Origin of the sequence: Puia sp. P3, from assembly GCF_050632245.1 — a bacterium.
GTDB lineage: Bacteria > Bacteroidota > Bacteroidia > Chitinophagales > Chitinophagaceae > Puia.
In genome coordinates this window covers 6,256,377-6,278,986 of the sequence record NZ_CP192583.1, presented here as the reverse complement: position 1 = coordinate 6,278,986, position 22,610 = coordinate 6,256,377, and the positions used below count along the sequence as shown (strand labels likewise).

General features: G+C 50.3%; 23 protein-coding genes, 2 tRNA genes and 3 pseudogenes. 16 read left to right on the top strand and 12 right to left on the bottom strand.

The window, feature by feature from the left end:
• Positions 1-19: 19 nt before the first annotated feature.
• Positions 20-1,129, bottom strand: coding sequence for a serine hydroxymethyltransferase (gene glyA / locus ACQ86N_RS39525; protein WP_431211829.1), 1,110 nt, complete (start codon positions 1,127-1,129; stop codon positions 20-22).
• A gap of 92 nt (positions 1,130-1,221) precedes the next feature.
• Here glyA and ACQ86N_RS39520 point away from each other — a divergent pair, with 92 nt between their 5' ends.
• The 3 genes from ACQ86N_RS39520 (at position 1,222) to ACQ86N_RS39510 (ending at position 2,843) form a co-directional block, all read left to right on the top strand.
• Positions 1,222-1,557, top strand: a complete 336-nt coding sequence (locus tag ACQ86N_RS39520) for a sugar phosphate nucleotidyltransferase (RefSeq protein ID WP_431211828.1) — start codon at positions 1,222-1,224, stop codon at positions 1,555-1,557.
• Entirely contained in the window at positions 1,472-2,221 is a 750-nt protein-coding gene (locus tag ACQ86N_RS39515; protein ID WP_431217779.1) for a sugar phosphate nucleotidyltransferase, read from the top strand. Before ACQ86N_RS39520 ends, ACQ86N_RS39515 begins: the two co-directional genes overlap by 86 nt.
• A gap of 235 nt (positions 2,222-2,456) precedes the next feature.
• A complete protein-coding gene (locus ACQ86N_RS39510) occupies positions 2,457-2,843 on the top strand; it encodes a carboxypeptidase-like regulatory domain-containing protein (protein ID WP_431211827.1) in 387 nt (128 codons plus the stop codon).
• 392 nt (positions 2,844-3,235) lie between these two features.
• On the opposite strand, the gene ACQ86N_RS39505 is transcribed toward ACQ86N_RS39510, so the two are convergent.
• Both ACQ86N_RS39505 and ACQ86N_RS39500 read right to left on the bottom strand, forming a co-directional pair.
• Positions 3,236-3,703: an ABC transporter permease gene (locus tag ACQ86N_RS39505; RefSeq protein WP_431211826.1), complete on the bottom strand. Its 468-nt coding sequence runs from the start codon at positions 3,701-3,703 to the stop codon at positions 3,236-3,238.
• A 115-nt stretch (positions 3,704-3,818) separates the two neighbouring features.
• Positions 3,819-4,127: pseudogene (locus ACQ86N_RS39500) on the bottom strand (ABC transporter permease); the annotation flags it as partial.
• Here ACQ86N_RS39500 and ACQ86N_RS39495 point away from each other — a divergent pair.
• Positions 4,018-4,581: a hypothetical protein gene (locus tag ACQ86N_RS39495; RefSeq protein WP_431211825.1), complete on the top strand. Its 564-nt coding sequence runs from the start codon at positions 4,018-4,020 to the stop codon at positions 4,579-4,581. The pseudogene ACQ86N_RS39500 and the gene ACQ86N_RS39495 sit on opposite strands and share 110 nt — an antisense overlap.
• Here ACQ86N_RS39495 and ACQ86N_RS39490 read toward each other — a convergent pair.
• Positions 4,566-5,597, bottom strand: a complete 1,032-nt coding sequence (locus tag ACQ86N_RS39490; protein ID WP_431211824.1) for an ABC transporter ATP-binding protein — start codon at positions 5,595-5,597, stop codon at positions 4,566-4,568. The genes ACQ86N_RS39495 and ACQ86N_RS39490 overlap by 16 nt on opposite strands.
• Before the next feature lie 66 nt (positions 5,598-5,663).
• Between ACQ86N_RS39490 and ACQ86N_RS39485 the strand changes: the two genes are divergently transcribed.
• The gene (locus ACQ86N_RS39485; RefSeq protein ID WP_431211823.1) at positions 5,664-6,680 is read left to right on the top strand and encodes a zinc dependent phospholipase C family protein; all 1,017 of its coding nucleotides are present in this window, start codon (positions 5,664-5,666) and stop codon (positions 6,678-6,680) included.
• A 188-nt stretch (positions 6,681-6,868) separates the two neighbouring features.
• Here ACQ86N_RS39485 and ACQ86N_RS39480 read toward each other — a convergent pair whose 3' ends face one another.
• Positions 6,869-8,314: an NAD(P)/FAD-dependent oxidoreductase gene (locus tag ACQ86N_RS39480; protein ID WP_431211822.1), complete on the bottom strand. Its 1,446-nt coding sequence runs from the start codon at positions 8,312-8,314 to the stop codon at positions 6,869-6,871.
• 740 nt (positions 8,315-9,054) lie between these two features.
• On the opposite strand from ACQ86N_RS39480, the pseudogene ACQ86N_RS39475 reads away from it, so the two are divergent.
• From ACQ86N_RS39475 to ACQ86N_RS39460, 4 genes and pseudogenes are all read left to right on the top strand, one after another.
• Positions 9,055-9,579, top strand: a pseudogene (locus tag ACQ86N_RS39475) (DnaA N-terminal domain-containing protein); the annotation flags it as partial.
• 49 nt (positions 9,580-9,628) lie between these two features.
• Positions 9,629-10,129, top strand: a complete 501-nt coding sequence (locus ACQ86N_RS39470; protein WP_431217778.1) for a DnaA ATPase domain-containing protein — start codon at positions 9,629-9,631, stop codon at positions 10,127-10,129.
• A gap of 46 nt (positions 10,130-10,175) precedes the next feature.
• Entirely contained in the window at positions 10,176-10,490 is a 315-nt protein-coding gene (locus ACQ86N_RS39465) for a helix-turn-helix domain-containing protein (protein ID WP_431211821.1), read from the top strand.
• A 207-nt stretch (positions 10,491-10,697) separates the two neighbouring features.
• Positions 10,698-10,788 (top strand) — tRNA-Ser (locus ACQ86N_RS39460).
• Between the two features lie 97 nt (positions 10,789-10,885).
• Here the strand turns inward: ACQ86N_RS39460 and ACQ86N_RS39455 are convergent.
• The 4 genes from ACQ86N_RS39455 to ACQ86N_RS39440 form a co-directional block, all read right to left on the bottom strand.
• Positions 10,886-11,053: a DUF6756 family protein gene (locus tag ACQ86N_RS39455; protein ID WP_431217777.1), complete on the bottom strand. Its 168-nt coding sequence runs from the start codon at positions 11,051-11,053 to the stop codon at positions 10,886-10,888.
• Between the two features lie 145 nt (positions 11,054-11,198).
• On the bottom strand, positions 11,199-12,140 hold the full coding sequence (locus tag ACQ86N_RS39450) for an RNA polymerase sigma factor (protein ID WP_431211820.1): 942 nt from the start codon (positions 12,138-12,140) through the stop codon (positions 11,199-11,201).
• Between the two features lie 60 nt (positions 12,141-12,200).
• A complete protein-coding gene (locus tag ACQ86N_RS39445; protein ID WP_431211819.1) occupies positions 12,201-13,010 on the bottom strand; it encodes an SDR family NAD(P)-dependent oxidoreductase in 810 nt (269 codons plus the stop codon).
• A gap of 125 nt (positions 13,011-13,135) precedes the next feature.
• Entirely contained in the window at positions 13,136-13,438 is a 303-nt protein-coding gene (locus ACQ86N_RS39440) for a hypothetical protein (protein WP_431211818.1), read from the bottom strand.
• Positions 13,439-13,604: 166 nt separating this feature from the next.
• Here ACQ86N_RS39440 and ACQ86N_RS39435 point away from each other — a divergent pair, with 166 nt between their 5' ends.
• The 5 genes from ACQ86N_RS39435 to ACQ86N_RS39415 all read left to right on the top strand — a co-directional run bounded on the left by ACQ86N_RS39435 (position 13,605) and on the right by ACQ86N_RS39415 (position 18,221).
• The gene (locus ACQ86N_RS39435) at positions 13,605-14,171 is read left to right on the top strand and encodes a hypothetical protein (RefSeq protein WP_431211817.1); all 567 of its coding nucleotides are present in this window, start codon (positions 13,605-13,607) and stop codon (positions 14,169-14,171) included.
• 135 nt (positions 14,172-14,306) lie between these two features.
• The gene (locus tag ACQ86N_RS39430) at positions 14,307-16,448 is read left to right on the top strand and encodes a DUF5916 domain-containing protein (protein ID WP_431211816.1); all 2,142 of its coding nucleotides are present in this window, start codon (positions 14,307-14,309) and stop codon (positions 16,446-16,448) included.
• A gap of 123 nt (positions 16,449-16,571) precedes the next feature.
• Positions 16,572-16,645: transfer RNA gene (locus tag ACQ86N_RS39425), tRNA-Pro, on the top strand.
• Positions 16,646-16,894: 249 nt separating this feature from the next.
• Positions 16,895-17,647 carry a phage integrase SAM-like domain and Arm DNA-binding domain-containing protein gene (locus ACQ86N_RS39420; RefSeq protein ID WP_431211815.1) on the top strand — a complete coding sequence of 251 codons (753 nt, stop codon included), beginning with the start codon at positions 16,895-16,897 and terminating at the stop codon, positions 17,645-17,647.
• Positions 17,648-17,681: 34 nt separating this feature from the next.
• A complete protein-coding gene (locus tag ACQ86N_RS39415) occupies positions 17,682-18,221 on the top strand; it encodes a site-specific integrase (protein ID WP_431211814.1) in 540 nt (179 codons plus the stop codon).
• A 533-nt stretch (positions 18,222-18,754) separates the two neighbouring features.
• On the opposite strand, the gene ACQ86N_RS39410 is transcribed toward ACQ86N_RS39415, so the two are convergent.
• The 3 genes and pseudogenes from ACQ86N_RS39410 to ACQ86N_RS39400 all read right to left on the bottom strand — a co-directional run bounded on the left by ACQ86N_RS39410 (position 18,755) and on the right by ACQ86N_RS39400 (position 21,354).
• Positions 18,755-19,255: a hypothetical protein gene (locus tag ACQ86N_RS39410; RefSeq protein WP_431211813.1), complete on the bottom strand. Its 501-nt coding sequence runs from the start codon at positions 19,253-19,255 to the stop codon at positions 18,755-18,757.
• Between the two features lie 1,405 nt (positions 19,256-20,660).
• Positions 20,661-21,005: pseudogene (locus tag ACQ86N_RS39405) on the bottom strand (HepT-like ribonuclease domain-containing protein).
• Positions 20,998-21,354 carry a nucleotidyltransferase family protein gene (locus tag ACQ86N_RS39400; protein WP_431211812.1) on the bottom strand — a complete coding sequence of 119 codons (357 nt, stop codon included), beginning with the start codon at positions 21,352-21,354 and terminating at the stop codon, positions 20,998-21,000. Before ACQ86N_RS39400 ends, ACQ86N_RS39405 begins: the two are co-directional and overlap by 8 nt.
• Positions 21,355-21,695: 341 nt before the next feature.
• Here ACQ86N_RS39400 and ACQ86N_RS39395 point away from each other — a divergent pair, with 341 nt between their 5' ends.
• Together ACQ86N_RS39395 and ACQ86N_RS39390 are read left to right on the top strand one after the other, a co-directional pair.
• Positions 21,696-22,235 carry a tetratricopeptide repeat protein gene (locus tag ACQ86N_RS39395; RefSeq protein WP_431211811.1) on the top strand — a complete coding sequence of 180 codons (540 nt, stop codon included), beginning with the start codon at positions 21,696-21,698 and terminating at the stop codon, positions 22,233-22,235.
• A 14-nt stretch (positions 22,236-22,249) separates the two neighbouring features.
• Positions 22,250-22,603, top strand: coding sequence for a tetratricopeptide repeat protein (locus ACQ86N_RS39390; RefSeq protein WP_431211810.1), 354 nt, complete (start codon positions 22,250-22,252; stop codon positions 22,601-22,603).
• The last annotated feature ends 7 nt before the right edge of the window (positions 22,604-22,610 follow it).

Genomic DNA, 22,610 nt, shown 5'->3' with positions numbered 1-22,610 from the left:
GTCGTGATAGCGGGGACGCCTACGCGAATACCGGAGGTGACAAAGCGCTCTTGTCGTCGAAGGGGACCATATTCTTGTTGACCGTAATTTCTGCCTTGCCTAGCGCGATCTCCGCCTTCTTTCCGCTGATGTCTTTGTTTCGAAGGTCGATCAGCAGGAGGTGGTTGTCGGTGCCGCCGCTAACGATATGGTAACCCTTGTCGAGAAAGGTCTTAGCCATCGACTGCGCGTTGGCGATGACCTGGCTGGCATAGGAGGAGAAACCGTCGGATAGGATCTCGCCGAACGATACCGCTTTTGCCGCGATCACGTGCTCTAAAGGGCCGCCCTGCGTGCCGGGGAATACGGCCATGTCGATGAGATTGCTCATCGGACGGATATTGCCCTTTACGTCTTTCAGGCCGAAAGGATTGTCAAAATCCTTTTTCATTAGTATGATACCGCCCCTGGGGCCGCGGAGTGTCTTGTGTGTGGTGGAAGTCACGAAATGGCAGTGTTCGAAGGGGCTGTTCAGCAGTCCCTTGGCGATAAGGCCGGCCGGGTGCGCCATATCACACATCACAAAGGCGCCGATGCTGTCGGCGATAGCCCGGATGCGGGCATAGTCCCAGTCACGACTGTAGGCGCTCGCGCCGCAGATGATCAGCTTTGGTTTCTCCTTTTTGGCTACCGATTCCATCATTTCATAGTCGACACGGCCGTCTTCTTTGCCGACCCCGTAGGAAACAGGGCGGTAAAGCTTGCCCGAGAAATTGACGGGTGAGCCGTGCGTCAGGTGTCCGCCCATGCTGAGGTCCAGTCCGAGGATGGTATCGCCGGGTTGGAGTATCGCCAGCATCAGCGCTGCATTGGCCTGCGCGCCGCTGTGTGGCTGTACGTTGGCGTAGTCGCAGGAAAAGATCTGTTTCAGTCTGTCGATCGCCAGTTGCTCGACCTGGTCAACGATCTCGCATCCACCGTAATACCTTCTGCCGGGGTAGCCCTCTGCATATTTATTGGTCAGAACGGTCCCCATCGCCTGCATGACCTGCAGGGAGGTGAAGTTTTCTGATGCTATCAATTCGATGCCATGGCGCTGACGTTCCAGCTCCTTATTAATGAGGTCGAAAACCAAACTGTCTTTTTGCATGGCGCAAATTTAGGTCAAAAAGAATAAAATTCACTATTTTACACGCGTTACCGGATGGAAACCGGGGACGAGACAACGACAACGTTTTTTACATGAAAGCGATCATTCCCGTAGCAGGAGCTGGAACAAAGTTACGTCCACATACTTATACGCAACCCAAGGCTTTGATTCCTTTAGCGGGTAAGACTATACTTTCGATTATTGTAGACCAGCTGATGGAAGCAGGAATAACCGAGTTCATCTTCATTGTAGGCTATCTCGGCGAGAAGATACAGGACTTCGTCAAGCAGAAATATCCCCAGCTCGACAGCCCATTTTGTCTATCAGAACGAGCGCCAGGGCATCGGCCACGCCGTCCTGCTGACCCGGAGTATTGTCGGCGAGGACGAGATCTTTATCGTTCTCGGCGATACCATCTGCGAGTATGACGTCAGGGACGTCCTCAGTCAGCCCCACTCCCTCCTCGGCGTCAAAAGGGTTGATGACCCCCGCAATTTCGGCGTCGCCGAGCTCGAGGACGACGGCAGCATCGGCAGGGTGGTGGAGAAGCCGCAGATCCCCAAGTCCAATATGGCCCTTGTCGGCATCTATCGCATTCGCGAAACGGCCACCCTTTTCACCTGTCTGGAGAACAACCTTCGCAATCACGTCACCAGCTATGGCGAATACAACCTTACCGATGCTATCGAGTGTATGATCCGCAGCGGGGTTAGTTTCCGGGCGTTCAAGGTGCAGAACTGGTTCGACTGCGGCAAAAAGGAGACGCTCCTCGAGTCCAACGCGAAACTCCTGAAAAAATTCGGCGGCAATATCGCCCCCGAGCACCAGTTCGAGAATACGATTATCATCCAGCCTGTTAGCATTGCCCCCGGCTGCGACATCCGCAACTCCATCGTTGGCCCCAACGTCGCCATCGGCGAAAAGACACGCGTCAACTACTCCATTATAAAGGACTCCATCATCGGCTCCTTCGCCGACCTGTATGATATAGTACTCACCCATTCCCTTATCGGCAGCGACACCGAGGTCAAGGGCGAGTCCCGCAGCCTCAACATCGGGGACAATACCGAGATCGACCTCGGCGAGTCGTGATGCTCCCGGTCCCTCCAACCCCACAGCCCCCCACCGACCACGGTCTCCACCAACCCGGTTCACCACCTACCCACTTACCCCGACACCTCAGGAAACATTGAATATCCCCCGCCATGCGTTGAATTCCCATTTGCGCGGTCGCAAAAATTTAGCTAAATTAGTAGGTGAATGCCTGCCGCTGTAATTTCATAACTCCTGGCTAATCTCAAAACCATTGTATGGGTAACCAAAAAAATTGCTGTTCTTCCTGCTGCTCGCGCCCTTCGCGCTGCACGCAAAAGCCGGCACCGGCAAGCTGGAAGGTGTGCTGCACGGCTATGTGACCGATGCCGTAACCAAAAAACCACTCTGCGGCGTGACAGTGCTGGCCTTCGTGCCCGGTACAAACAGCACCAAAGAAGTGACGACCGATTCCGAAGGCTATTTCCGCATCGCTCAGCTGCCCGCAACGCAGGTGACCGTGCAGTTCGATAAGAAAGGCTACCAGTCCGCCAAACGCCCGAACGTATCGATACGCGAGAAGACCTCCGTCCGGCTAAATGTAGAATTCCTCCCGGAAGACGTGAGCTCAAGCTCCGATCATTCCGACTATCCCATCCTCCGTCTCCTCGAGGCCAGCTAACACAACAGACATAACAAAATAACAAACGGGACTGAGAACAGTCCCGTTTTTTCTACTACACATGAGGCTTAAAATCTATCATTGATTGTTATGCCTGCCAAAATTAATGATCCGCTGATCCGCGGCACACGATCGACGACAGTCTTCGTATAAAAATACGCACGAATGCCGGGAATGTTGCACCGTCATTCCACCTTTTTTACCATTCATCCCAACCGTCGGGAAGGCGATTTTCACCTATGGGAAAACACTCGCAGCCGGTAGGTCATCCCGCACACCAATGAGTCGCGCGTCACACCGTTCACCCATCACACCAGTCACCCATCACACCAGTCACCCATCACAACGGTCACCCCTCACGCCGGTCACCCCTCACGCCGGTCACCCGCCCCTTACTTATGAAACGCCCACTTCCACATGGTCTTCCACGTCGGCTTCTTCCCATACATCAGGATCCCCGTCCGGTAGATCTTCCCCGCCAGCCAGGTCGTCCCCAAAAATCCCAGCACGAGGAAAAGCATCGAAAGGCTCAGCTGCCACCAGGGCACCCCGAAAGGAATACGCGCCATCATGACGATCGGCGAACTGAAAGGAATGATACTGGCCCAGACAGCCAGCGGGCCCGCTGGGTCCTGTACGGCCACGGACATGATAAAGAAGGAAAAGATCACCGGCAGCGTGATGGGCATCATCAGCGACTGCGCCTCCTGCGGGTCTTCGTTGACGGCGCTGCCGACGGCGGCAAACAGCGCGGAATAGAAAATATAACCGCCGATAAAATAGAAGAGGAAGCAAAAAATGATAAAGGGGAAATTGATGTTGTGCAGGGCCGTGACCACCCTCGGACAGCTTTGCCGCATTCTCGCTGATGCCGGCGGCGCCTCCGCCCATCGGGCCGCTCTGCTGCAGATGCTGCACCTCGGTCCAGGTCTCTGCAGAAATTAGACTCTGGCCGATCGTTCCGAGGACCGCCAGCAGGACGATCCACAGCAGGAATTGGGTCAGACCTACGGCGCCGATGCCCGTGATCTTGCCCATCATCAGCTGAAAGGGTTTCACCGAGCTGACGATGACCTCCGCTATCCGGCTCGTCTTCTCTTCCATCACTCCGCGCATCACCATCGCGCCGTAGATGAACGTCAGGAGATAGATCAGTATCCCGCTGGTATAGCCGATGGCCAGAGACGTGCCCTGGCTGGACTCCCTGACCGTCTTGCCACTGGTCTTCGAAGCTGCGCATTTCCGCGAAGTCGGAACGTTTACGGATAGAGTCCAGCGTTCCACGGCCTATGCGCGTCTGTTCGAAGATGAGATGGTCCGTGATGGCATTGCTCACACGGTTCTCCAGTTCGATACCGGCCTCGAGACTCAGCTGCTTTTTATATTTCAGCCTGTAGACTGTTTTTTGCGTCGGGTCCTCATGCAGCACGGGAATGATCAGCACCGCCGTACAACCCTTCTGCTCGTAGTTGAGACTGTCCACCGCGGGAGAAAAGACAAAGGCGATCGTCGAATCGCTTTTGAGATAGTCCTTAAAATACCCGTTGGCATCCATGACGGCTATGCGGTGACGCGATTTAGTCTGCTGCGAGATCAGTACCGACCCGGCCATGAACAGAATGATCACCAGCGGCAGCAGAAAGTCGAGAGCAGAAACGTCTTGTTGCGTACCCTGGTGAGGTACTCTCTGCGAGTGATGAGCCATATCTTGTTCATAATAGATTATTGTAGTGCGTGAAATTGCCGGGCCTGGGGAGTCCCTTCGACAAGCCGGATGAAGATATCGTTGAGCGAGGGCAGTATCTCGGTGAAGGATAGCACGGACTGGCCCCTGCGGATAAAATATTCCAGTACGTCATTGGATCCGTATCCCTCTTTTATTTTGACGATCCAGTTGTTCCCGTCGCGCTCGACGAGCTCGAACGCCGCCGGACCCCTACCATCCACCGGGGCCCCACCACTCGCAGGACCCGCACCACTCGCAGGGCCCGCACCACTCGCAGGGCCCCCGCCATCCTCTGCCGGAACACCATCTACCCCTATCCTGAAAAGATTTTCCTTAAATTTTTGTTTCACTTCCGCCACCGACCCATCGAGGATCTTCTGGCCTTTATTCATCAGGATGATATGGTCGCAGATCTCCTCCACCTGCTCCATGCGGTGTGTACTGAAGATGATCGTCGATCCCTTGGCTGCGAGCGCGTAGATCTCGTCTTTGATCAGGTTGGCGTTTACAGGATCGAGACCGCTGAAGGGTTCGTCCAGAATAATGAGTTTGGGTTCGTGCAGCACCGTGGTTACAAATTGCAGTTTTTGGCCCATGCCCTTGCTGAGGTCTTCGACTTTCTTATTCCACCAGCTCTGCATTTCGAATTTGACGAACCAGTCTTTGACCTTCCGGGTGGCCTCTTCCCTGCCAAGACCTTTCAGCTGCGCCAGATAGATGGCCTGCTCGCCTATTTTCATCTTCTTATATAGGCCCCTTTCTTCGGGCATATAACCTATTCGTAGAATATCACTCTCTGCTTGAAACGGCCGGCCTTCGAACAGGATCGAGCCTTCGTCGGGGTAGAAGATGCCGGTGATCATTCGGATCAGCGTCGTTTTCCCCGCCCCGTTGGGTCCCAGCAAGCCAAAGATCGACCCCTCCTGCAGCCGGAAACTTACCTTGTCCACGGCAATCTGCGAGGTAAAGCGCTTTACCAGACCGGTTAGTTCCAGTATATTCTGTTTGTTGGTCGTCGGCCCGTTCATATAAAGGAGGTTTTCGTATTAGTCGCTTGTCACCGCTATTTGTTACTTTCGCGCAAATTTTATTGTATGCGGCGATATCTCCACCGGGTCAAGCTACCATTTTTTTCCATATCGATGGTGTTTATTTTGGTGACCTGCAGCAGCTGGGGTTTTCTTGTTCACCGGACGATCAATCAGTTGGCGGTGTACCGGTTGCCGCGTCGCATGCAGGATTTTTTCTGGAAGAACAGGGCCTATCTCGTCCAGCAGGCGCCGCGGCCCGACGTTCGCCGCAATACCGACGCCCAGGAAGCGCCCCGGCATTTTATCGATCTCGAGGCCTACGGTGATTCTGCCGCGTGGAAGATGCCGCTTCGCTGGGACGATGCCGTCCGTCAGTATACGATGGATACCCTCAGGAAATACGGCTACGTGCCCTATGAAGTGCAGCGCGTCAAGGGGCTGCTGACAGAGGCTTTCCGCCGCCGGGACAAAGACAGCATCCTGTTCTATTCCGCGGACCTCGGGCACTATGTGGGAGACGCCAACGTTCCCCTGCACACTACGATCAACTATGATGGACAACTCACAGGCCAGCGCGGGCTGCATTCCCTTTGGGAAAGCGCGGTCCCCGACGTGGCGATGGACGGCTGGTCCCTGCGCGACGGCCACAAGGCAAAATATCTTGACGATCCCGCCTCCGCCATCTGGTCGGCTATCCGCAGGGCGAACGGGTTGGTAAAGGACATGCTGTCGGCAGAGCTCGCGGCTTCGAAGGAAATACCCGACAGCTTGAAGTATCACAAAGAGACGCGCAATGGCAGGGAGTACAGGGGCTATTCTAAGACATTTATCAAAGATTATGGGGACCGGCTCGGCGCGACCGTCAATGAGCAGCTGGTAAATTCCGCCGACCTCATTGCTGATTTCTGGTATACTTCTTGGGTAGATGGCGGCAAGCCCGATCTGGATAGCCTGCTGACCGCTGCACCCGACAAGAGTGCCAGACGGGCCCGCAAGTCGGAGTTTAAGTCAGCGCGAAAGAATCATCTTATCCAGGATCACCTGCTGATGGCTCGCCAGCAAACAACGACAGCCGATTAGTGTTCCACGCACCCTCCGTTTCACGCGAGGTATGCGGTTCACGCGAGCCTTCATTCCACCCGAGACCGCGAGTCTTGCGGTTCACGCAGGCTCCCCCGCAATCCTGCTCGCAACCCGTTCCCCATCCATGGCCGCGCTAACAATACCTCCGGCATACCCCGCGCCTTCACCGCAGGGAAAAAGATTCACTATCTGCGGATGCTGCAGGGTTTCCGGATGCCTCGGTATCCGGACGGGGAAGAAGTACGCGACTCTGTAGCCACTACTACGGCTTCATTGGAAAAATAACCTTTCATCTTTTCTCCAAACGCCTTGAATCCTTCTCTGAGGTCGGCGTAGACAAAAGGAGGCAACACTTCTTTCAGCAATGCAGATTGTAGTCCAGGCAGGTAGGAACAGTCCGGCAGGCTGGACGAGCGTTTGCCGCTGACAAAGTCCGCGAGCCGCTGCGCCGGCGCAACAAATTTCCCTCCGCCATGATCGAAGGCCTTCCGTTCCACGCTTTGCTGAAAAGCCAGGCCCGCCAGCGGACCTTCCGCAAGGAAGGGCGCCATATCTTTTTCCTCGACGCTAACCACGATGCCCGAGTTCGCGTAGGGATTATTGCGGCGCGAGGGAGACCAGCCATTGACGACCAGCTCTCCGTCGGCCGTAGAGGCCGGAGCGATGATTCCACCCGGACACATACAAAAAGAAAAAACCCCTTTATTGTCCACCTGTTCCACAAGACTATACGCTGCTGGTGGCAAATACGGCGACTGCGTCTTATACTGAATATGATCGATCAGGCTTTGGGGGTGTTCCACACGAACCCCAAGCGCGAAAGGCTTGGCCTCGATCAAAATGCCCAACCGGTGCAGGAGATGGAAGATATCACGCGCCGAATGACCCGTCGAGAGAATAACCGCGCTGCCGTCATAACGGTCACCGTCTGCGGTCTTCACTTGTTGGACCATTCCGTCCTGTAGAACAAAGTCTACAACCTTTTTCTCGAATAGGAAAAGACCCCCGCAGTCTTCTATTTGCTGTCGTATAGCCTGGATTATCTGCGGTAGCTTGTTGGTGCCGATATGCGGATGAGCGTCGGCAAGTATTGACGGATCCGCACCGAACTGTACCAGCAGGTTTAGTATGCGGCGTATATCGCCTCGTTTCGTGCTGCGGGTATAGAGTTTGCCGTCGCTGTACGTACCGGCGCCGCCTTCGCCAAAGCAATAATTGCTCTCAGGGTTGATAATGCCCTCTTTATTAAGAGCTGCCAGATCTCTGCGGCGCGAACGGACATCCTTACCTCTTTCGAGCAGCACGGGGCGGATCCCTTTTTCGATAAGGCGGAGGGCGGCGAACAGTCCCGCGGGTCCCGCGCCGATGACGACGACCTGTTTGTCAGCTTTTGACACATCCGGGAAAGACAGGATAGCCGGGACGGTTTGTGTAAATGCTTCATCGATAAAAACTTCCACCGAAAGGAGGATATGCGGTTGTCGTCCTCTTGCGTCGATCGACCGCTTTAAAAGATTAAAACCTGTAATCTGCACCTCCTCTCGTCCCGTGGAACGTGCGATGTATTCCCGGATCGCCTTGTCGCTGGCAGCCTCTGCCGGTAGAAGTTTTAACTGAATTGTTTGTCGCATGTTGTCAGTTGCTTTGTCCGGTGGGCGGGAGAGTACACCAAAAGACGGTGTCCGTTCGCCCAACGGCCTGTCCTGGCAGACAAAATTACTATAATTACTTCTGTCTGTTTAAGATAGAAAATTTCGACAGTACGAGTACGTAAGAAAATTTTGTCGCAAAAAAAATTCCTCAAAATGGTTGCGGGCAAATTTTTAAAAAAAATCCCGGATTGAAAAATGCAATCAAATTATTTGTATCTTCAACTACTTCACAACAATTCAAACTCTACATATATGAAGAAAGGTTCGTTCACATCGAAGCTTATGTTCTCCTTCTTCATACTACGTAAGTTTAAAATCTATCGGAAGGTCTATCTGCTCCAATTCGCCTGGATCCACTACTGTCGCTCAATGCCTCGCGGAGGCGGTTGTCCCGCAATCGCCGCCCCCCAGCATCGATGTTAATAAGTCCAAAAGAACAGAGGCTGAAAGAGACTGGAAATACCAACTAACGCCAGGAATTTTTTTCGCGCGGTCTTAAAATAGTCAGGCTGGACAAGAGTTTTGTAGAAAATGTACGAATGTTATTACGGTGGGTCAACAACTGTATACGAAGCAAAAAAAACAAGTGAATAAAATTTTTTTTATTTCAGTAAAAGTTTTGATATTCGCCGCCCTGCGCAACTTTTTTAGAATCCAGTTCCGAGAAACTTTTTAGAAAATACAATTCATAAATCGGCATAAAAATTGGTTATTCAATAATGGCAAAAACGTTTGACAGAGTATGGAGTAATTGCTTGGAAATAATCAAGGATATCGTAGAGTGGCAGCATTATAAAACGTGGTTCGAGCCGATCAAGCCTGTTGAGTTGAAGAATAACGTCCTCGTGATACAAGTACCCAGCCAGTTCTTTTATGAATACCTGGAAGAGCACTATGTTAACTTGTTAGCCAAGACCCTCAGACGAATTTTGGGAAAGGACGCAATGCTTGAATACCGGATCATGGTTGACAGTGGTAACCACCAGAACAAGCCGCTTACAATGGACGTACCCGCTCATGGCTATAAAACTTTTTCCAATAACGAAATGGATTTTCCTCTTATCATAAATAACCCAGTAAAGAACCCATTTGTAATACCCGGGCTCAAGAAGATGCAGATCGATGCTCAGCTGAATCCGGTATACACTTTCGATTCTTTCGTTGAGGGCGATTGCAACCGCGTAGCTCGTCGTGCAGGTAAGACTGTTGCCGAGAAACCCGGAGCCAACTCCTTTAATCCCCTGGTTATATATGGTGGGGTAGGGCTGGGCAAGACCCACCTCGCCCAGTGCCATCGGCAACGAGGTCAAGCGGCTTCACCAGAACAAGGTCGTTCTGTACGTCAGCTCCGAGAAATTCATCAATCAATTCGTCGACCACAGCCGCAACAACGCGATCAACGACTTCATACATTTCTACCAGTTGGTGGACGTTCTCATCATCGACGACGTCCAGTTCTTCAACCGCGCCGAAAAATCCCAGGACGCCTTCTTTGCCATCTTCAACCACCTGCACCAGTCCGGCAAGCAGCTGATCCTTTCCTCCGACAAGCCGCCCAAGGATCTCGACGGCCTGCAGGAGCGACTGCTCAGCCGTTTTCGCTGGGGCCTCAGCGCCGACCTCCAGATGCCCGACTACGAAGTCCGCATCGATATTCTCGAGAGGAAGATGAAGAATGACGGCCTCGAGATGCCAAAAGAAGTGGTAAAATATCTGGCCTATAATATCAACAGCAACATACGTGAGCTGGAGGGCGCCCTGATATCACTTTTTGGCACAATCTTCGCTCAATAAGAGGGAAATCGACCTTGAATTGGCTAAAAAGGTACTCCGTAATTTCGTGAAAACTAGCAGTAAAGAGATCACCATCGAAACCATACAACGTATGGTATGCGAATATTTCGACGTCTCTTACGACAAACTACTGCAAAAAACCCGCAAGCGTGAGATCGTTCAGGCCCGCCAAATCACCATGTACCTCGCAAAGGCCTTCACCAAAAATTCCCTCAAAACCATCGGCGAACACTTCGGCGGTCGCGACCACACCACCGTCATCCACTCCTGTCAAACCGTCAAGGACCTCATGGACACCGATAGCCTCTTCCGCGAAAACGTAATGGAACTCCAACAAAAAGTCCAGCTCGCCGCCATGTAACACCTGTCCAGCGGGCCAAACCCCGCCTCCATCAACCTCCAACTACCACAAACTCATTGCCCATTTCGCCCCCCGGAATGGGTTTTTTATTTGGCTTTAAACCAATTAATCTTTATTTTTGCATCCCCTTCGAAATTTAAGACGAAAGGGGCTACCCCCACAGCGGCGCGGTGGCGAATGAGGACCCCATCCCCTCATTCAAAATTCGGAGAGGTGCCTGAGTGGCCGAAAGGGCCGGTTTGCTAAACCGTTATACGAGCTTAAACTTGTATCGAGGGTTCGAATCCCTCCCTCTCCGCATCATCAATTATCCGCAATGAATTGCAATCTAAAGCAATCCTGGGCAGCGGAAGAAAAGAAAAAGCCTTCGGTTTCGTTCGAACTGAAGGCTTTTTTTATTGCAAAACCCAAGTCCTTGTCGGGAAGAAAAAAGACCGATGGGACAAAGAATATGTATCCAATTTGAAGTACTCCCAAAGCCAGATCGGTCTTGATTTCGGATGATCTATTTGACAGAATGCATTGTAAATTTTCTCCTCGATTTTATGCCAGTCTTCATGAATACCAAGCGAAATACCTTAGGCGGAGAGATGTTCGCGTCGATTGTTTTATCAAACCCTATATCTTTTGTCAGCAGCCTTAGTTCATGCTCGTGGTCTCCTTCAAAGGCTAGTAATTTTTATCCTTTTGACTAATTCGTTCAAGGCACTATGCCGTTAACGTGATTTTCGAGATCGGGGCGTCCATTCTCCCGAGTTGGCGGCGGTTCACTACGTCCCCCCGGGCGGGATCCCCGGAGCCCGCCGCGGAATCCTCCCCCAAAACTCCCGAAATTTCCCCAATCGCCGTCCTCACACACTTCATAATCTCCTCATGCAAATCCGTCCCCGCCGCCTCCAGCGGATCAATCGCCTTCACCAACACCGTCCTCAACTCAAACAACTCCTCCCGATTATATTTCTTCGACCCCTTCACCAATTCCAGCTTCATCAACTCCTCCTGCTGATTCTGTCTCGGATTGAAGATCTCATTGATATGACTGCACTGATGACAAACACCCTGCTTGTTGATCAGCGCACACCTATGCTCAAAAACAGTGGTCATCGTTGTCCGCGCGTCATTCAACAAATGCTTCACCACACCTTCCGTCTTCGCCAAAACCAAACAGATTTCCCTAATCTGAAAATCGTATATGTCTTTCAGGATCAACGCCACCTGGTTCTCTATCGGCAACGTTTTCGAGATGCATGTAAAACAATAATCGATATGCTCCCGCATCTCATACGTCCCCGCCGGCGAGTTATCATGGACTATCCAGAACGCGCGTCTCACCGATTCCGAGCTAATAGCGAGATCCGCTCCCCGATCCTGCGCGTCCACCTGCCACCTCTTCGACCTCCTCAAATGATCATAAGCTAAATTCGTGGCTATCTTAAATACCCACGTTTTCAGTGACGATTCCTGGTTGAACGTCGATATTTTGGTAAACGCCTTGATAAAGACATCATGCGTCAGGTCCTCCACGTCGTTGCGATCCGCGAGCAAGCGATATAAGTAAGACCTCAGCTGCTTTTGAAACTCGGCAAACAGGGTCTGGAATGCGTTGATATCTCCGGCTATGGCGGAATTGAGGACCTCTTCTTTTTCCATTCGTGAAAAAATTCAATTAAGATGCGGCCCCCGAAACAAAAAGGCCGCATCCCTAAATTACTACAGTATATTCAGTTTACCACAGTCCACGTCTACGATATGACTATTGAAAACCACCCCAGCATCTGAAGAAAGGAAAACCGCTGTCTCGCCCACCTGCTTCAGCGTTGGGCTCGTCTTCAAAATGTCGAAGGCTTTGTACTGCGCAACCAGCTGCTCCGCGGGTATTCCGTAATTTTTTGCGGCGGCCTCGATCCATGCCGAGATCCTCTTTGTCTCCATCAGGGCCCCGGGGCATATACAGATCACCTTTATTCCGTTCGGTCCCCATTCAGCGGCCATCACGCGGGTCATCCCTTCGATCGCGGCGGAGGCGGCCGTGATGCCAGCCACATTAGGAAGCTTGCTTCGGGATAGTGCGGCCGTTAGCAACAAGATCGTCCCTTCGGATCCACACTGCATCATGTATTTCGCCGCCACACGGGCTGTAAGGAACTGTGATCCGCAAATCTTTTCCATCGGAGCCATGAATTGCTGCAGACTCACCACCGTCGTCAGTGGCCTCCCACCCATCTCACCATACTCCACCGCGATGCCATTAAAGACTATATCCAGCCTTCCACTCTCCTCCACGACCTTCCCCAAAAAATCGTCTATCTCCGTTTCATTCAGCGCGTCCACCTTGCCTGCAGCTTCCACGATACCGCCGCCGGCGGCCCTGATCTCCTGAGCAACTACTTTTAACTTGTCTGGATTCCGGGCAATAACATAAACCTTTGCCCCGTGCTGAGCCAGCGATCTTGCAACCGCTCCCGCGATCTCGCCGGTGGCCGCGAATACGACGGCTACCTTGTCTTTTAGATTTTGCATTGTATGTATTTATCTATGGACGAAGCAGCCTGGCAAAACGATCAGGATTTTGAACAAAAAAAACACCATCAGATAAATAACTGACTTCCAGTCACCTGAGCGCTGAAAGACCGGTGTCCAGGCTATTATTTTGTCACCGCCACCGGTACCGGGTAACTGCGGATCGGACGACCGTCAGCTTCTTTTATATTCACAGGCAGGGGCTTGTATGATACGTCTTCTCCGGCAATGCGGCTTAGGTTCACCGGTAGTTCGTTTCTGGACAACTCGCTTCCGCCGATGCGGGTGATATCTACTGCAATGGGTGCGCTCCGCCCGTTGTCGTTTGCGCTGGCAGAGGGCAGGAGTCCGGTGATAGCAAGGGTGATCATGACGAGGCAGCAGGCGATAACGGTAAGGACCGCGTTAAGGTAGACAAGGCGTTTCATGGTTTTTATTTTAAATCTACCAAATCCCTGCCGGGAATTGCACCAGACTGACCGATCGGCGAAATCCGCGCTTACTTTGTAAAAAAAGTATTTGAACGGGCGGGAAATCTTGCATAATATGCTTAAATTGTTATCCCTGCACCAATTACACTTCAAATAATAAATTATGAAACCAAGACTTTACTCTTATGCAGCAATAGTACTTGCTTCCGCCGTACTTGTCTTTTCCTGTAAGAAAGGGGATACGGGTCCTGCCGGTCCTGCCGGACCTGCGGGCGCTAATGGCGCCGCGGGCGCTCCGGGACCCAAGGGCGATTCAGCAACGGCGAATGTTACCTACTCTGCGTGGACAGATGTGGCTTTCTCACCCGTTACGGTTCCCGACACTGTCAACCCCGCCAAAAAGGATACTTTATATTTTGTAGGAGCCATAGTAGCGCCCAAACTGACTGCTGATGTTATTTCAAAAGGTCAGATTTCGACCTATCTCAATTTTGGGACTGTAGGCAGCCCAGATGTCGTGCCGCTGCCATTTGCGGATCTTATTTTTACCGGGTGGAATATCCAGGTAGATTATGCGGTGGATTCCATCTATCTGACGGCAAACGTCAATGCGAGCACGTACGGTTCCGGAGCAGCAAAACAAGCACAATACCGGTATGTTATCATTCCTGGTACCAAGCCTGCGTCTGTCAACTCGAAGGATTACAGCTCGGTCAAGAGCTATTTTTAAAATGCCCGACTAGGTCGGCTCAATAATTGAAATTCATTCCAAGAACCAGGATATGCTCACTGGAGGATTCAGGTGGGCGTCCTGGTTTTTCTGTTGCTTGTATTTATGATTTCCAGAGGATTAACAGTCTTTTTGTTGTTCTGGTCTTTCGCGGTCCTCATTCTTATCCCGCTGTCGCTTGTCGCCCAAAAGAAGAATGCCGGATTTGAACTCCATATCCACCGGGCGACCAGCCCAGTCAGGATCGACGGGGTCATCAACGAACCAGCCTGGCAGCAGGCCGAGAAAGCCGCCAATTTTTATATGGTGCTTCCGATGGACACCAGTCACGCCAGCCTCCGGACGGAGGTGCGGATGACCTACGACGACAAAAATCTCTATCTGGTCGCCGAGTGTTTTGACGCGGGACCGGGACCGGACATGGTAGAGTCTCTCCATCGGGATTTCAGCTTCGTAAAGAACGACAATTTCATTTTCTTTATCGATCCCTTCGAGGACCAGACCAGCGGTTTTTCCTTCGGCACCAATGCAGCGGGGGGACAGTGGGATGGGTTAATGTATGAGGGCGGCAAGGTCGACCTCAGCTGGGACAATAAATGGAGTTCGGTGGTGCGGCGCTACAGTGACCGCTGGGTGCTCGAGATCGCGATACCGTTCAAGACGCTCCGGTACCGCAATGGGCTCACGCACTGGGGCATCAACTTTAGCCGGAACGATCTGAAGACGACCGAGAAGTCGGCCTGGGCTCCCGTGCCGCGGCAGTTTCCGACGGCGTCGCTGGCTTATACCGGCGTGCTGGTCTGGGACGTACCGCCGCCTTCGCCAGGGCCGAATATCTCGGTGATACCATATGTACTCGGCGGCGTGCAAAAGGACTATGGGGCGAAGGGGCCCAATGTTTATAAGAAGGAGATCGGCGGCGACGCCAAGATTGCCGTCACCTCGTCCCTCAATCTGGATCTGACCGTCAACCCCGATTTTTCCCAGGTCGACGTGGATCGTCAGGTCATCGACCTCAGCAGGTACGAGCTGTTCTATCCCGAGAAGCGGCAGTTCTTTCTCGAGAATGCCGACCACTTCAACAACCTGGGTTATGCCGATATCCGCCCCTTCTTTTCCCGTCGTATCGGGCTGGGAGCGCCGATCGAGTTTGGTGCGCGGCTCAGCGGCAAGCTCGACGCCAACTGGCGCGTGGGTCTGATGGATATGCAGACGGGTAGGGTGGATTCGATCGGCCTGCCCGAGCAGAACTTCTCGATGGTGGCGATCCAGCGCAAGATCTTCGCGCGGTCCAATATCGGGTTTATCTTCATTAACAAGCAGGCGATCCACTACCAGCCGGGGAAGGACACGACCCATCCAGCGTATTCGCTGTACAACCGGAATATGGGCATGGAGTTCAACCTGGCTTCGTCCAACAATTTCTGGACGGGCAAGGCCCTGCTGTTGAAGTCGTTTAGTCCCGGCCGCCGCGGCGACGACTATGTCCATGCCGGGAACCTCCAGTATGCCGACCGCCACTGGCTGGTAGGGGCGGGCTACGAATACACCGGGGCCAACTACAATGCCGAGGTAGGCTATGTCCCGAGGCAGGGCTATATCAAACTGAATCCGCAGGTGTCCTATTTCTTCCTTCCCCGCGGCGGCGCGGTCCTGAGTCATGGGCCCCAGCTGACCTCCACCTATTTTTACAACGAGTCCTTCCACCGGACCGATAATGAGACCATCTTCACCTGGCTTACCACCTTCCGAGACAAGAGCACTCTGGCCGGGGTGGCGATGAACGACTACGTGCAGTTGTTGGCCCCATTCGACCCTACGAACACAGGGATCCATTCCCTCGCCGTGGGCACGCAGCACCGCTGGAACACCATCGGCGTGGACTACGTCAGCAAGCCGCAGGCCTTCTTCACCTGGGATCTGTCAACCCGGTATGGCGGCTACTATGCCGACGGCAACAAGCTGACGGTCACCGGCGACGCCGGATACCGCTGGCAACCCTACGTCAACCTTACCGTGAGCGCGACCTATACTGGTCTCTGGCTTCCCGCGCCCTGGGGCAGGGTAAGTTTTTGGCTGGTGGGGCCCCGGCTTGACATTACAATGACCAACACCCTCTTCCTTACCACCTATATCCAGTACAACCAGCAGACCAAAAACATGAACCTGAACACCCGCCTGCAGTGGCGCTACAAGCCGGCCTCCGACCTCTTCCTGGTCTATACCGACAACTACCTCACCACCCCCTCGGCGTCCGCTCCCGCGCCTTCGTCCTGAAATTCAATTATTGGTGGAATCTTTGACTACTCGCCCCAAAATCCCTATCTTCGCGGCTCGTTGCCACCGGGCGGTTCCAATTGCTCATCCCAATTGGTTATCCCCCTCGGCGACGTTGGTTTTCGGGAAGTAGCGCAGGCCGGTAGCGCACCTGGTTTGGGACCAGGGGGTCGCAGGTTCGAATCCTGTCTTCCCGACAATGAGTCTAAAGCTACAATTAGACGGGAGCCCGTAAAACGCTGATTTTACGGGCTTTTTCTTTTTATTCCATATCATTTTGCAGCGAAAGGTATCAAGTGGTTTGTGAGCAAACAGGTGAACACGAAGCCCGATGTACTTTTATGTTCACCTGACCGCCTTAAACCCTTATCCGACGAGCATCTGACGTCATTTCTTAGGTTTTGCGATCATGCGAGGAGCCATTGATACCGCAAAAAACGAATGGTATGAAAAGTAACAACACCTTCGGTGTTCATTTCGTCCTGCGGACCAGCAGGATCAGCGACGACAACAAATTCCCCGTTTATCCCCGGATCGTCGTAAATGGAACCAGAACCGAGTTTTCCATGAAGAACTCCATTTCCAAAGCCGATTGGAATTTTGGCAAAAGAGAAGCCAAACCGAAAAATCCCGAACTCAGGGCCTTCAACAGTTATTTGCAGGAAATGCAGGGAAAGCTCCATCGGCATTACCGCGACCTCCTATTGGAAGACGAACCCCTGACAGCGGCAGCAGTGAAAGCCGCTTTTCTCGGCATCGAGAAAGAAAAGGCTGTTTCATACTCCCTACTGTGGTTGGTCAGCCAGCACGAAGCCATGATGCAAAAAGTCTTGAAGCCGGGGACCATGAAAAACTATCATGCTACCGAAAGTTATTTGAGGCGATTTTTAGTCGCCCGTTACAAAAATCCTGATATGCCGCTGAAAGAGTTGAATTATGAATTTATATCCGGCTTTGAGTTTTTCGTCCGGAACAACTCTTTGAAGCAAAATGATCCTTGTACCACCAACGGGGCCATGAAGCATTTGGAGCGTTTAAAGAAAATGGTGACCTGGGCGCTAAAGAACGAGTGGATCGATAAAAACCCATTTTTGAATTTTCGATTGAAATTCAAACATACCGAGCGAGAATTCCTTTCCGATCTGGAATGGCAACGCTGGAAAATCAGGATTTCGGAAATTTTATGCTGGATCGGGTAAAGGACCTTTTCTTGTTTAGTTGTTATGCAGGCCTGTGTTACGTAGATCTTATGGAATTGCGGCCGGAGGAAGTTTTGACCGGAATCGACAAAATCAGTGGATCAAGACCACGCGAGCCAAAACCGACACTCCCGTAAATGTTCCTCTTCTTAAGCCCGCCCAGCTCCTGCTGGAAAATTTTTCCGGGGATGAGACTGCTAAGCGGGAAACGGTTTTCCCCTACGTGAGCAATCAAGAAGTAAACAGAAGTTTGAAGATAATTGCCGAAATCTGCGGAATTCAAAAATACCTGACCTTCCACCTTGCCCGCCATACTTTCGCTACTACCGTTACTTTGATGAACGGCGTCCGCATCGAGACCATAAGCAAAATGCTGGGCCACACGAAAATTAGCACGACCATGCAATATGCTAAGGTGACTCAGACTAAGATCGGGATGGATATGAATATGTTACAGGAGCGGTTGAACACTAATCGACCCGCCCCAGCCTTAAAGGCGGTGAAATATAGTAGCGCCCAAGCCAGTGGGTTTGGGCGTTTTTATTCCCTTCTAATGGGTAACATTATTAAGTAGGCTGAATAAGACGAAGCCGGTTACGGTCTTTGTCGAAAATTGAACATTCAATGCGGTCATATTTTTCTACAATAGCAGTTGCGTCGGCTATTGCCATATCGATGGAGTCGTAAATCGTCCAAATTTCCTGTTTCTCGTTGGTCGCCAATACAATATTAGCATCGACGACATGACCGGTGTATAAGTCATTTCGGAGCATTACAACTTGGGTATCATTTAAAGTTGGGAAATTTTGTATCATCTATTTTTTTGGCCGCCGCCCGACGACCCCCAGATTGTTTAAACTAGAAATGGGAGTTACTTCACACCCTTTTTCTTCAGAATTATGTTAATTGCTTGCCTGGCAAAATTGTTATTTATTATAATGCTAAGACGCTGAACAAGGGTTTCAGTGTCCAATTTATCGAACCTGTCAATGTATTCTTGTAACAATTTTCTGTCGTTTCTTTTTGCTAACTGACATATAACCGTATTAGCGTCCCAAATATTTATGTCGCCAGATTGCAATAGCATTCGTATCAGCGTGTACCTCTTCAGGGTTGTTTAACAAAAAGATTTCCCTTTATCTCCATAGCTCGGTTGAAATCTTCAACTAGGCCGAACTGGTTCAATTCTTCAGGCCGAAACGTTTCATCGAAACCGCCGCAATTCGACAGTGCGCTAATGTCGTAATATTTGTCCAAAAGATCGTATCCTATAAATTCAAAGTTCTCAATCTCAATAAATCTGCAATCCGTATCTGGGTTAATGATAACCGCCAGTAAATTATATTTTTCTTTTTCCACGATCTTCTTTAGAACGTAGTCTAGTGTCGTAAAAAAGCCCGTTTCGTACATATTATCAATAACTATGTAATCCCATTCTTTTTCATCATCTCTGTCAGGTTCAATTAACCTTTCATTTAGCATCCCATCAACAGAGATCAACTCGATCAGTTGCGGGAGTCTACTCCATTCCAAATACTTTTCCCAAGCCATTGTGTCTGAATCGCTAGATTTGCCAAACTTTGCCCTCGCTGTATACAATACTTTCATCTTTGTGATTGTGGCTTTTATACCCAAAAATTATATTCGAAGTCATCGACTATCCGGTTTCTCATCACCTTTTGCAGAGAGCGCTTTCGCCCGCCCGATAATCCACCGTAAATGATATTTTTTCCCGTAACGTGTACAGCCATTGTTATAACGAGCTGTCCCTCGATACCATTTGAGATTAACCCAAACTTCTTCATCGTTGATGTTTAGTTTTATGTTGTTGCTATAAACGTCCACGATCAAAAATTAGCACACTTCCGCAGATCTGCCAAATATGGTTCAGTGACGCTTGCCAAGTGGTCAACTTTAGTAACAAAGGTTGCACTTTAACACATTTTTTAAATAAATCTTTCCGTACTCGTTTCCTGATTTCGATAAGCATCAGGCATTACGAGTAAAGGACGTTATTGAAAATGAACTTTTGGGTCGTCAAAATGAAATCAGCCTTTCCTCACTTGATTTCCTCGAGGCTTTGAATTGCAACCTCACTCTTAAATTATCAAGTATTGACCGAGGCATAACGACAGCTGAAAACAGACATTTTGAATGTTATTTGACGGATGCCGTATACAAAAATATGACCTACTTGATTGAACCATTTTGCAATGGAGCAGAGGGTTGTCAATGGCTTTATGAAATAGATTGCCCGGTTGATTTGCTATTTTCTCCTGGCGGTACATGGTAGGCTCATTTTAAAAAATTTTCATTATGATGTTCAACACGGAAGTGAATATCCATAACGAGCTTCCTGACTTTCGGCTCATAGCAGTTTTCCTTTGGGGCAAGACCACAGTTTCGATTCGGACGGTGATAGCTATAACCCCGCCAGTAGAATTTGGACATGGCTTCAAATGGGTAGCAGAGAATTGGCTAATGAGTTTTTTGAAGTCGAACAAAGCGAAGAGAGTCCCTCGATTTATGTAATAGGCTCAGACAATGAAGACATCGATAACAGGGTTGCTTATTTCTTAGGGGTTGAGACTAATGGTAAAATTCGAGCAGAAAAAGCGAATGGGATACTCCAGACTCCTTGGCGAATAGATTGGGAGAAGGGTTTAGCTTGGAAGTTGCACTGGAACGAGTGAGTAATAGTTGCATCAGAAACTCTACTCTTGAAAACCCGTACCCTTGTCGGAATATATAGCTCATATTACGAGATTGTTCCAAATTGGGTAGTCGATTGCTGTTGAAATGAGAAACGGCCTGGAACTATCGTTTTGAGACTGATATATCGGCCAAACGTCTTAGATCAGGGACGAAATGTTTCGAAAATTGTACAGGCAGGTCGACTATAATTCAAAACCCGCCAGCACGGCGGGTTTTATTTTTTCTCTTCGAGGCGCCAAAATAAAAGATTCTCTATTTCAGCGAATTGAGGGTTCGAATACAAAAAGGTTCAAGGGACTTATTCGCTTGCCGAAATCAGATCGGAAATCTCTTGCAGCAAATCCGGCAACCGAAATTGAATGGTATCCCAAACAATCTGATTATTGATTCCTAAGTATTCGTGAATGATGAAATTCCGGAAGTCTTAAATGATGCGCCATTCGACGCTGGGATGCAGTTTTTTGAAATCGTCCGGTATTCGTGAGGCGGCCTCGCCGATGATCTCAAAGTTTCGTTCTACCGCATCCTTGGTCTTGGAATCAACCTCATAGGAATCAAAATTCATCCCTGCCGTATACTCCAAGATTTTGCCGATCGCAACTTTAATATCCAATAGCAATAAGGATAGATTACGCTCAGACATGAATGAGGCTTTTCTCTACATAGGGTAAATACTGAGGTTTTATGCCTTTGCGGGAAACAACATCGATCTTTTGGTTAAAGGTATCCTCCAACTCGTGGGCGAGCCTGATATATTCAAAGCCGTCAATGCTACCATTGAAATCGACGAGAATATCGATGTCACTTTTTTCATTAAAGTCTCCCCTTGCATAAGAGCCAAAAATGCCCAACTCAGAGATCGGATACCTTTTTTGCAGGTACTCCTTTTTCTCTTTTAAAATGCTTAAAATTTGGCTTGTAGTGTACATGGAAGTCAAATTTACTAAAAATTTACCGGGTTTTTCAAAGTTTGGGTGAACGTTTTGCTTCACCTATTGTCGGTGTCAGGTTAGAATCCGGGTAGCGGCCTTGAACAGCATATGCGTTAATGTTCATGGGGTTGGAGAAGTAGAAGTCATGCTGTCTGAGGTGTTAATCGCCTCAAATCCGGGCAAAGATGGTTCGAAAAATGTACAGCCAGGTCGACAAAACAAGATCAGAAAGCCTCCGCGATAGCGGAGGCTTTTGCTTTTAGAAGGATGCCTCAAGTTTGCTGGAAGACGAGCGACGAGGGAGCGGCTGAGAGAAAGCCTGTCTTCAAAAAATCATCTTTTACATACTCCGATGAAATAAATGCCATTTACGGGCGTTGTTTTGCTAATAACCCCATCCCATGAAAAATGCAATTTTTCTTTACGCGTTAACATTTCTGTGTTCGGCAGCCTATCCCCAAATCAATGACCCACAGTACAAAGAGGGCGTAAAGAGTTTTAAAAACAACGACTTTCCCGGCGCATTACTTTGCTTCGAAAAAGCTATAAAAGCAAACCCCGATAGCGCCGACGCATATTTCATGCACGGTGTCACCTGCTACCGGACGCAACAGTTGAAACAGGCTATTACTGACTTTGACAAATGCGTTGAGCTACACTATACACGTCCCGTTACATACGAATATCGCGGTCAGGTAAAATTCATTCTCCAGGATTTCAAAGGAGCATTGGAAGACTTTGACGAACAGGCAAAATTATATCCAAAAGAGTCCGACAACTACAACAACCGGGCTATGGCGAAGACCAGGCTTGCCAACTTCCAGGGTGCCGTGGCAGACTATGACACAGCCATTCTCCTAAACCCCGATAATGTCAAATACTGGGTGGGCAGGGGAGCAATGAAAACAAAGCTCAGCTTATTTCCAGGATGGGGCTGTTGATCTAAATAAAGCCTTTGCAACTGGACCCTAATAATGAAAGGGCCTATTGCATTCGCGGACTCAACAAAATTCTGACGAATCATTTTATCGGTGGATTGTCGGACGTGAACAAGGCAATTGCGTTGGATTCTACGGACCTGGAAGCGTATCTGCTTCGCGGGCAGGCAAGAATACCCCTGAAAGACTACAAAGGGGCGCTGGATGACTTAAACTATGTATTGAAGTTTACACCCGACGACCAGTCCGCACTTGGCTTCAGAGCTTCCGCAAAAATAGGTCTTGGCGACAAAGCCGGCGCCTGCGCCGACTACAACAGATTTTTACAACTGGGCGGAACGCCAGTTGCGGGAGGAGAGAAGTATTTGTAAATAGAAA

What these genes read in the sequence shown, in the direction of transcription:
- ACQ86N_RS39395 (WP_431211811.1), top strand. Translation starts at nt 21,696, where the DNA reads ATGAAAAATGCAATTTTTCTTTACGCGTTAACATTTCTGTGTTCGGCA.
- ACQ86N_RS39435 (WP_431211817.1), top strand. Translation starts at nt 13,605, where the DNA reads ATGAAACCAAGACTTTACTCTTATGCAGCAATAGTACTTGCTTCCGCC.
- ACQ86N_RS39480 (WP_431211822.1), bottom strand. Translation starts at nt 8,314, where the DNA reads ATGCGACAAACAATTCAGTTAAAACTTCTACCGGCAGAGGCTGCCAGC.
- ACQ86N_RS39420 (WP_431211815.1), top strand. Translation starts at nt 16,895, where the DNA reads ATGAAAAGTAACAACACCTTCGGTGTTCATTTCGTCCTGCGGACCAGC.
- ACQ86N_RS39440 (WP_431211818.1), bottom strand. Translation starts at nt 13,438, where the DNA reads ATGAAACGCCTTGTCTACCTTAACGCGGTCCTTACCGTTATCGCCTGC.
- glyA (WP_431211829.1), bottom strand. Translation starts at nt 1,129, where the DNA reads ATGCAAAAAGACAGTTTGGTTTTCGACCTCATTAATAAGGAGCTGGAA.
- ACQ86N_RS39495 (WP_431211825.1), top strand. Translation starts at nt 4,018, where the DNA reads ATGGCCAGAGACGTGCCCTGGCTGGACTCCCTGACCGTCTTGCCACTG.
- ACQ86N_RS39490 (WP_431211824.1), bottom strand. Translation starts at nt 5,597, where the DNA reads ATGAACGGGCCGACGACCAACAAACAGAATATACTGGAACTAACCGGT.
- ACQ86N_RS39450 (WP_431211820.1), bottom strand. Translation starts at nt 12,140, where the DNA reads ATGGAAAAAGAAGAGGTCCTCAATTCCGCCATAGCCGGAGATATCAAC.
- ACQ86N_RS39505 (WP_431211826.1), bottom strand. Translation starts at nt 3,703, where the DNA reads ATGCGGCAAAGCTGTCCGAGGGTGGTCACGGCCCTGCACAACATCAAT.
- ACQ86N_RS39520 (WP_431211828.1), top strand. Translation starts at nt 1,222, where the DNA reads ATGAAAGCGATCATTCCCGTAGCAGGAGCTGGAACAAAGTTACGTCCA.
- ACQ86N_RS39485 (WP_431211823.1), top strand. Translation starts at nt 5,664, where the DNA reads ATGCGGCGATATCTCCACCGGGTCAAGCTACCATTTTTTTCCATATCG.
- ACQ86N_RS39445 (WP_431211819.1), bottom strand. Translation starts at nt 13,010, where the DNA reads ATGCAAAATCTAAAAGACAAGGTAGCCGTCGTATTCGCGGCCACCGGC.
- ACQ86N_RS39410 (WP_431211813.1), bottom strand. Translation starts at nt 19,255, where the DNA reads ATGAAAGTATTGTATACAGCGAGGGCAAAGTTTGGCAAATCTAGCGAT.